Source organism: Acidocella sp. C78 (assembly GCF_907164655.1).
This window is the reverse complement of sequence record NZ_CAJQZK010000053.1, coordinates 1-6,256: the sequence shown is the minus strand read 5'-3', so window position 1 is coordinate 6,256 and position 6,256 is coordinate 1. Positions and strand designations below refer to the sequence as shown.

Genomic DNA, 6,256 nt, shown 5'->3' with positions numbered 1-6,256 from the left:
GCGGCGAGCGCGATGGTCTTGCCGCAATCGAGCCCGCTGCCCCCGCCGATCGCGACGACGAGGTCCGCCTCATGCGCGCGGAAGGCGGCGACGCCGGCGGCGACGTCGCCCGCCAGCGGGTCGGGGTGGGTGCCGGTGAAGCGCGCGGTGGCGATTCCGGCGGCGGCGAAGCTCGCCTCCAGCGGCGCGAAGAAGGGCAGTTTCGCCACCTGCGCGTCGGAGACGAACAGCGCGCGGCGGGCGCCGAGGTCGCGCGCGCGGCCGGCGAGTTCGGCGATGCGGCCCGGCCCGGCCAGCACCTCGGTGGGGAAGCGCCAGGTTCCCTGCAGAATGGTCATCGCGGGTTACATCCTTTCAAAGCAGCGTGTGCGTTCCCAGTCGGTCACCGCGGCGGCGAAGGTCTCGACCTCGACCTCGGCCATCCTTGCGTAATGCGCCACCACCTGCTCGCCGAACGCCTCGCGCGCGAAGGCGCTGTGGCGCCAGAGGGCGAGGGCGTCGGCCAGCGTGCGGGGCACGCGCGGCAGGTCGCCGTGATAGGCGTTGCCGGTGAAGGCTTGTTGCGGCGGCAGGCGGCGTTCCATGCCATCGAGTCCGGCGGCGATCATGCCGGCGAGGGCGAGATAGGGGTTCACGTCGCCGCCCGGCAGCCGGTTTTCGACGCGCAGCGACCGCCCGTGGCCGAGCACGCGGAAGGCGCAGGTGCGGTTGTCGTGCCCCCAGACCAGGCCGGTCGGCGCGAAGCTGCCCACGGCGTAGCGCTTGTAGGAGTTGATGTTGGGCGCGAACAGCACGGAAAGCTCGGCGGCGTGGGCGGCGAGGCCGGCGAGGAAATGGTCGAATTCCGGCGCGTGGCCGGGCCGGCGGCGAAGACCGGGCGGTTCGCGGCGTCGCGCAGGCTGAGATGGATGTGGCAGGAATTGCCCTCGCGCTCGTTGAACTTCGCCATGTAGGTGATGGCGTGGTCCTGCGCCTGGGCGATCTCCTTCGCGGCTTCCTTGTAGATCACGTGGCCATCGGCGCACTCCAGTGCCGGGGCATAGGCGAAATTGATCTCGTGCTGGCCGAGATTGCACTCGCCCTTGGAGTTCTCGACGCGGATGCCCGACGCCTCGAGCGCGTTGCGGATGGCGCGGATGACCTTTTCCACCTTGGCGGTGCCGAGGATGGAATAATCGACATTGTAGAGATTGGCCGGATCGAGATCGCGATAGCCGCGCCGCATGCACTCTTCATAGGTGTTGCGGAAGAGCATGAATTCCAGCTCGGTCGCGGCGAGCGCGGTCAGGCCCGTGGCGGCGAGACGGTCGAGCTGGCGGCGCAGGATGCTGCGCGGGGCGACCGGCGCCAGGGTGCCGTCATGCAGCGCGATGTCGCAGAGCACGATCGCGGCGCCCTCCTGCCAGGCGGCGCGGCGCAGGGTCGCGAGATCGGGGCGGAAGACGAAATCGCCATAGCCGCGGTCCCAGGAGGCGAAATCATAGCCGGAGACCGGCGTCATCTCGACATCGACGGCGAGCAGATAGTTGCAGCCCTCCGAGGCGTCGGTCAGGACGTTGTCGAGGAAGAAGCGGGGCATCACCCGCTTGCCCTGCAACCGCCCCTGCATGTCGGGCGCCGCCATCACGATCGTGTCGATCGCTCCGGCATCGACCGCCGCGCGCAGTTCGTCGAGCGTCATGCCGCCGGACGCGGTGATGTTCTGTGCAGACAGATCGTTGTTCATGATCGCACCTCCCGGCGGACTATTGCATGAGCCCAGTGTGACGATCTTGACATTCGGCGACAAGCGGCGATCGCGCGGGTTTGTGTTCAGATGTCAAAGCGGCACGGGGCGGAATTTGCCACAGTCGGCAGACTGCCGAATTTCGTTGCGCAACGGCCGCGCCGCCCGGCATTCTGGCGCGGCACCGACGGATTGAAGGGGATCATGGGTCTGCCTGCCGCCGCGTCCGGATCGACATCCTGCCATGTGCTCGCCGCCGCGGCGTCCGGGGTGACTTCGTTCATCCGTGGCGCGGGGGCCGACCCGGACCTGGTGCTCGCGAGGCGGGATTCGATCCGCGCGACCTTGAGGACCCCTGCGCCACCGTGCCGCTGGCGCGCTATGTCGCGATGATGGAACGGGCGGCGGCGCGCAGCGGCGATACGCATTTCGGCCTGCGCTTCGGCCAGCAGTTCCAGCCCGAGGCGCTCGGGCTGATCGGCCAGCTCGCGCTGGCGGCGCCGGATGTCGGCACCGGGCTGGCGGCTTTCGCCCGCCACTTCATCGAGCACCAGCAGAATACCGAAACCCGCCTCGCGCGGGAGGGGCGATCGCTGCGGCTGGAATACCGGATCGTCGATCCGCGGATCTGGTCGCGACGGCAGGATGCCGAGCTGACGATGGGGATGTTCGCCAACCTGCTGCGGGCGCGCGCTCGGCGGCGCGCTGGAGATCGAGGAGGTCTGGTTCGAGCACCCGGCGCCGGAACAGGCGCAGGCGCATGCGGCGGCGTTCGGCGCGCCGGTGTTCTCGCCGCCCCGGCGAACGCGATCAGCTTCCGCGCGGCGGGGCTGGACCGGCCGATGCCGGCGCGCGACCCGGCGCGCTTCGCCGCCTGGCCGAGGAGCTGCGCCGGATCGGCGGCGGCGGCGCGCCGCGCGACCTGCTCGGCGCGGTGACGAGCGAGATCCGCAGGAAGCTGCCCGAGGCCCGGCCGGGATCGACCGCGTGGCCGCAAGCCTCGGCCTGCCCGCTGGACGCTGCAGCGCCGGCTCGCCGAGTACGGCCTCACCTATTCCGGGTGCATCGACCAGGTGCGGGCGCGGCTCGCGCTGATGTATCTCGCCGAGCCGCATCTCTCGATCGCCGCGGTCGCCGAACTGCTCGGCTATTCCGAGGTGAGCGCCTTCTCGCGGGCCTGCCGCCGGCTGCATGGCGCCTCGCCCGAGGCGGTGCGCCGCAAGCTCGGCGCGCGAACGATGCCTGACAGCACGACCGGCGGGAAAGCCCGGCGCACACGGCCTGACGGTCAACATGGGAGACGGAGATGTCGAACGACCAGGATGAGGCGCGGATCCTCGCCGAGGATACCGCAACGCTGCACAAGATGGGCTATGCGCAGGAACTGTCCCGGCGCATGCACGGATTTTCCAACTTCGCAATCGCCTTCTCGATCATCTGCATCCTGGCGGGCGGAATCACCTCGTTCCAGGCGGCGTTCTCCGCCGCCGGGCCGGGGGGCGTGTTCGTCGGCTGGATCGTGGGTCGATCTTTTCGATGGTGATCGCGCTGTCGATGGCGCAGATCGCCTCCGCCTACCCGACGGCCGGCGCGCTGTATCACTGGTCGTCGCTGCTCGGCGGCGGGGCTGGGGCTGGGCGACCGCCTTCGTCAACCTGCTCGGGCTGATCTTCGTCGTCGCCTCGGTGAATGTCGGCGCCTACGACCTGTTCACCAGCCTGATCCTCGGCAACATGTTCCATATCGACACGTCGCACTGGGGGTTCTGGCAGCAGACCATCGCCGTCGTCCTGATCACCGCGAGCCAGGGCGCGTTCAACCACATGGGCATTCGCACCACCACGCGGCTGACCGATTTCTCCGGCTACCTGATCTTCTTCATCGCCATCGTGCTGACCATCGCGATGCTGGTGGGCGCGCAGCATTACGATGTCTCGCGGCTGTTCACCTTCATCAACTATTCCGCAAGGCCGGCGGCGGGGTGGTGCCGCATAGCGGCAACCTGTTCTACCTCTTCATGCTCGGGCTGCTGCTGCCGCTCTACACCATCACCGGGTTCGACGGCGCGGCCCACACATCGGAAGAGACGGTGAACGCACGGCGCACCGTGCCGCGCGGGATCATCAATTCGGTGTTCTGGTCGTTCGCCTTCGGCCTGGTGATGGAGGCCGCGATCCTGCTGGCGATGCCGGATCTCGGCAAGGCGGCGGCGCAGGGCGGCAACGTGTTCTTCAACCTGCTCGCCGGGGCTGCCGGTGATCCTGCCGGTGAAATACCTGCTCTATGTCGGCATCGTCGTCGCCAACTATCTCTGCGCGCTGGCGGGGGTGACCTCGACCTCGCGGATGATCTTCGCCTTCGCGCGCGATGGCGGGCTGCCCGGCCACGCGATCTGGCGGCGGGTGAGCCCGACGCACCGCACGCCGGTCGGCGCGATCTGGCTGACCGCGGTGCTCTCGGTCGCGGCGACGCTGTATTCGCCGGCCTTCGCGGCGCTGGCGGCGGGCTGCGCGATGTTCCTCTATATCTCCTACGCCATGCCGGTCGCGGCCGGGCTGTTCGCCGAGGGCAAGACCTGGACCGAGTTCGGCCCGTTCCGCCTCGGCGCGCTCTCGAAGCCGCTCGCGGTCGTCTCGATCATCGGCGTGTTCGTGCTGATCTATATCGGCATCCAGCCGCCCAACGATATCCTGATCACCTATGGTCTCGGCCTGATCGTGCTGATGCTGGTGCTCTGGTTCGGCGTGGCGCGGGTGCGCTTCCCCGGCCCGCCGATCAGCCGCGAGGCGATCGCGAGCCGGGCGGCAGAAATCGCGGCCGAGGAACGCGCGGTCCATGAAGGGGCGGGAGGCTGAGATGGCACCGACCGCAACCCTGCCGACGCATCTGCTGATCGGCGGCGCGTTCGAGGCGGGCGCGGGCGCGCCGGTGCCGGTGGTCAACCCCGGACGGGTGCGGTGATCGCCGAGATCGCCGAGGCCGATGCCGGCCAGGTGGCCCGCGCGGTGGAAGCCGCCGGGCGCGCCTTTCCCGCCTATGCGGCGCTGCCGCCGGGCGAGCGCGCGGCGCTGCTGCTGCGCCTCGCCGATGCGATCGAGGCGGAGGCGGAGGATTTCGCCGCGCTGGAGGCGCTGAACTGCGGCAAGCCGCGCCCGGCCGTGCTGCGCGACGAGATGCCCGCCATCGTCGACTGTTTCCGCTTCTTCGCCGGCGCCGCCCGCTGCCTGTCCGGCAGTGCGGCGGGGGAGTATCTGCCGGTCACACCTCGATGATCCGGCGCGATCCGGTCGGCCCGGTCGCGCAGATCGCGCCGTGGAACTATCCGCTGATGATGGCGGCGTGGAAGATCGCCCCCGCTCTCGCCGCCGGCAACACGGTCGTGCTCAAGCCCTCGGAACTGACGCCGCTGACCGCGCTGAAGCTCGCAAGGCTCGCCGCCGGCATTCTGCCAGAGGGCGTGCTCAACGTGATTTCGGGGCGCGGGCCGAGCACCGGCCAGGCGCTGATCGACACGCCGGGGTGGCGATGATCTCGCTCACCGGCTCGATCGGCACCGGCGAGCGGGTGATCCAGGCGCCTCGACCTCGATCAAGCGCACCCATCTCGAACTCGGCGGCAAGGCGCCGGTGATCATCTTCGACGACGCCGATATCGACGCCGCCGTCGCCGCGGTGCGGGACTTCGGATACTACAATTCCGGACAGGACTGCACGGCGGCCTGCCGGGTCTATGCCGGAGCCAAGGTCTATGACCGGTTCGTGGCCGATCTCGCTTCGGCGGTGGCGAAGCTCCGTTACGACCGGGCGGATGATTCCGAGAACGATATCGGCCCGGTGATCTCGGCGCGCCAGCGTGAGCGGGTGGGCGGCTTCGTCGCCCGCGCGGCGGCGCTGCCGCATGTCGAGGTCGTCGCCGGCGGGCGCGATGCGGCGGGGGCGGGTTCTATTACGAACCCACCGTGATTGCCGGTGCGGCGCAGGACGACGAGATCGTGCGCCGCGAAGTGTTCGGCCCCGTCGTGTCCGTCACGCGCTTCACCGATCCCGAGCAGGCGGATCGTCTGGGCAAACGACTCCGATTACGGCCTCGCCTCATCGGTCTGGACGCGCGATGTCGGGCGGGCGATGCGCCTGGCCGCCGGGCTGCGCTATGGCGCGACTGGGTGAATTGCCACTTCATGCTCGCCAACGAAATGCCGCATGGCGGGCTGAAGCGGTCGGGCTACGGCAAGGATCTCTCCGCCTACGCGCTGGAGGATTATACCGTGGTCCGCCACGTCATGGTCCGGCTGGACTGATCCTGCCCGGGCCGGACGATGCGTCAGGGCACGGCTTTCAGGTGGAAGGATTTCGGCCGGGTGAGATGCTCGAAGCCGATCCGCGAGAGGGTGCAGCCGCGGCCGGAATCCTTCACCCCGACCCAGGCCAGCGCCGGTCGAGATAGTCGCAGCGGTTCATGAACACGGTGCCGGTCTCGATCTCGCCGCCGATGCGCGCCGCGGCCTCCATGTCCCGTGTCCAGACCGAGGCG

At 69.4% G+C, this 6,256-nt stretch carries 12 protein-coding genes and 5 pseudogenes; 13 read left to right on the top strand and 4 right to left on the bottom strand.

Features of this window, described 5'->3' with window-relative positions; all coding sequences use genetic code 11:
* The 4 genes and pseudogenes from ACIDOCELLA78_RS000000112975 to ACIDOCELLA78_RS000000112960 all read right to left on the bottom strand — a co-directional run.
* On the bottom strand, positions 1–338 hold a 338-nt coding region (locus ACIDOCELLA78_RS000000112975; protein ID WP_201729857.1), incomplete at its 3' end, for an iron-containing alcohol dehydrogenase.
* Positions 339–344: 6 nt separating this feature from the next.
* The gene (locus ACIDOCELLA78_RS000000112970) at positions 345–794 is read right to left on the bottom strand and encodes a hypothetical protein (protein ID WP_283770881.1); all 450 of its coding nucleotides are present in this window, start codon (positions 792–794) and stop codon (positions 345–347) included.
* A gap of 119 nt (positions 795–913) precedes the next feature.
* Positions 914–1,501 (bottom strand): annotated as a pseudogene (locus ACIDOCELLA78_RS000000112965) (glutamine synthetase); the annotation flags it as partial.
* Between the two features lie 311 nt (positions 1,502–1,812).
* Positions 1,813–2,010 carry a hypothetical protein gene (locus ACIDOCELLA78_RS000000112960; RefSeq protein ID WP_214006295.1) on the bottom strand — a complete coding sequence of 66 codons (198 nt, stop codon included), beginning with the start codon at positions 2,008–2,010 and terminating at the stop codon, positions 1,813–1,815.
* Between ACIDOCELLA78_RS000000112960 and ACIDOCELLA78_RS000000112955 the strand changes: the two are divergent.
* The 13 genes and pseudogenes from ACIDOCELLA78_RS000000112955 to ACIDOCELLA78_RS000000112895 form a co-directional block, all read left to right on the top strand.
* Positions 1,918–2,511, top strand: a pseudogene (locus ACIDOCELLA78_RS000000112955) (AraC family transcriptional regulator ligand-binding domain-containing protein); the annotation flags it as partial. The gene ACIDOCELLA78_RS000000112960 and the pseudogene ACIDOCELLA78_RS000000112955 sit on opposite strands and share 93 nt — an antisense overlap.
* Positions 2,432–2,821: a hypothetical protein gene (locus tag ACIDOCELLA78_RS000000112950; RefSeq protein WP_374223276.1), complete on the top strand. Its 390-nt coding sequence runs from the start codon at positions 2,432–2,434 to the stop codon at positions 2,819–2,821. The pseudogene ACIDOCELLA78_RS000000112955 and the gene ACIDOCELLA78_RS000000112950, both read left to right, overlap by 80 nt.
* A pseudogene (locus ACIDOCELLA78_RS000000112945) lies at positions 2,791–2,886 on the top strand (hypothetical protein); the annotation flags it as partial. The gene ACIDOCELLA78_RS000000112950 and the pseudogene ACIDOCELLA78_RS000000112945, both read left to right, overlap by 31 nt.
* A 146-nt stretch (positions 2,887–3,032) precedes the next feature.
* Positions 3,033–3,269: a hypothetical protein gene (locus tag ACIDOCELLA78_RS000000112940; RefSeq protein ID WP_249676857.1), complete on the top strand. Its 237-nt coding sequence runs from the start codon at positions 3,033–3,035 to the stop codon at positions 3,267–3,269.
* The gene (locus ACIDOCELLA78_RS000000112935) at positions 3,263–3,394 is read left to right on the top strand and encodes a hypothetical protein (protein WP_283770880.1); all 132 of its coding nucleotides are present in this window, start codon (positions 3,263–3,265) and stop codon (positions 3,392–3,394) included. The genes ACIDOCELLA78_RS000000112940 and ACIDOCELLA78_RS000000112935 overlap by 7 nt, the downstream gene beginning before the upstream one ends.
* Before the next feature lie 17 nt (positions 3,395–3,411).
* The gene (locus tag ACIDOCELLA78_RS000000112930; protein ID WP_249676882.1) at positions 3,412–3,819 is read left to right on the top strand and encodes a hypothetical protein; all 408 of its coding nucleotides are present in this window, start codon (positions 3,412–3,414) and stop codon (positions 3,817–3,819) included.
* A pseudogene (locus ACIDOCELLA78_RS000000112925) lies at positions 3,744–3,929 on the top strand (amino acid permease); the annotation flags it as partial. The gene ACIDOCELLA78_RS000000112930 and the pseudogene ACIDOCELLA78_RS000000112925, both read left to right, overlap by 76 nt.
* A gap of 52 nt (positions 3,930–3,981) precedes the next feature.
* Complete coding sequence (locus ACIDOCELLA78_RS000000112920; RefSeq protein ID WP_283770879.1) at positions 3,982–4,581, top strand: amino acid permease; 600 nt, start codon at positions 3,982–3,984, stop codon at positions 4,579–4,581.
* A 102-nt stretch (positions 4,582–4,683) separates the two neighbouring features.
* Entirely contained in the window at positions 4,684–4,998 is a 315-nt protein-coding gene (locus tag ACIDOCELLA78_RS000000112915) for an aldehyde dehydrogenase family protein (RefSeq protein ID WP_249676879.1), read from the top strand.
* Positions 4,995–5,255: an aldehyde dehydrogenase family protein gene (locus ACIDOCELLA78_RS000000112910; protein ID WP_249676876.1), complete on the top strand. Its 261-nt coding sequence runs from the start codon at positions 4,995–4,997 to the stop codon at positions 5,253–5,255. Before ACIDOCELLA78_RS000000112915 ends, ACIDOCELLA78_RS000000112910 begins: the two co-directional genes overlap by 4 nt.
* A 97-nt stretch (positions 5,256–5,352) precedes the next feature.
* Positions 5,353–5,720, top strand: a pseudogene (locus tag ACIDOCELLA78_RS000000112905) (aldehyde dehydrogenase family protein); the annotation flags it as partial.
* Entirely contained in the window at positions 5,695–5,892 is a 198-nt protein-coding gene (locus tag ACIDOCELLA78_RS000000112900) for an aldehyde dehydrogenase family protein (RefSeq protein WP_374223275.1), read from the top strand. The pseudogene ACIDOCELLA78_RS000000112905 and the gene ACIDOCELLA78_RS000000112900, both read left to right, overlap by 26 nt.
* Before the next feature lie 11 nt (positions 5,893–5,903).
* A complete protein-coding gene (locus tag ACIDOCELLA78_RS000000112895; RefSeq protein WP_374223274.1) occupies positions 5,904–6,023 on the top strand; it encodes an aldehyde dehydrogenase family protein in 120 nt (39 codons plus the stop codon).
* Positions 6,024–6,256: the final 233 nt, after the last annotated feature.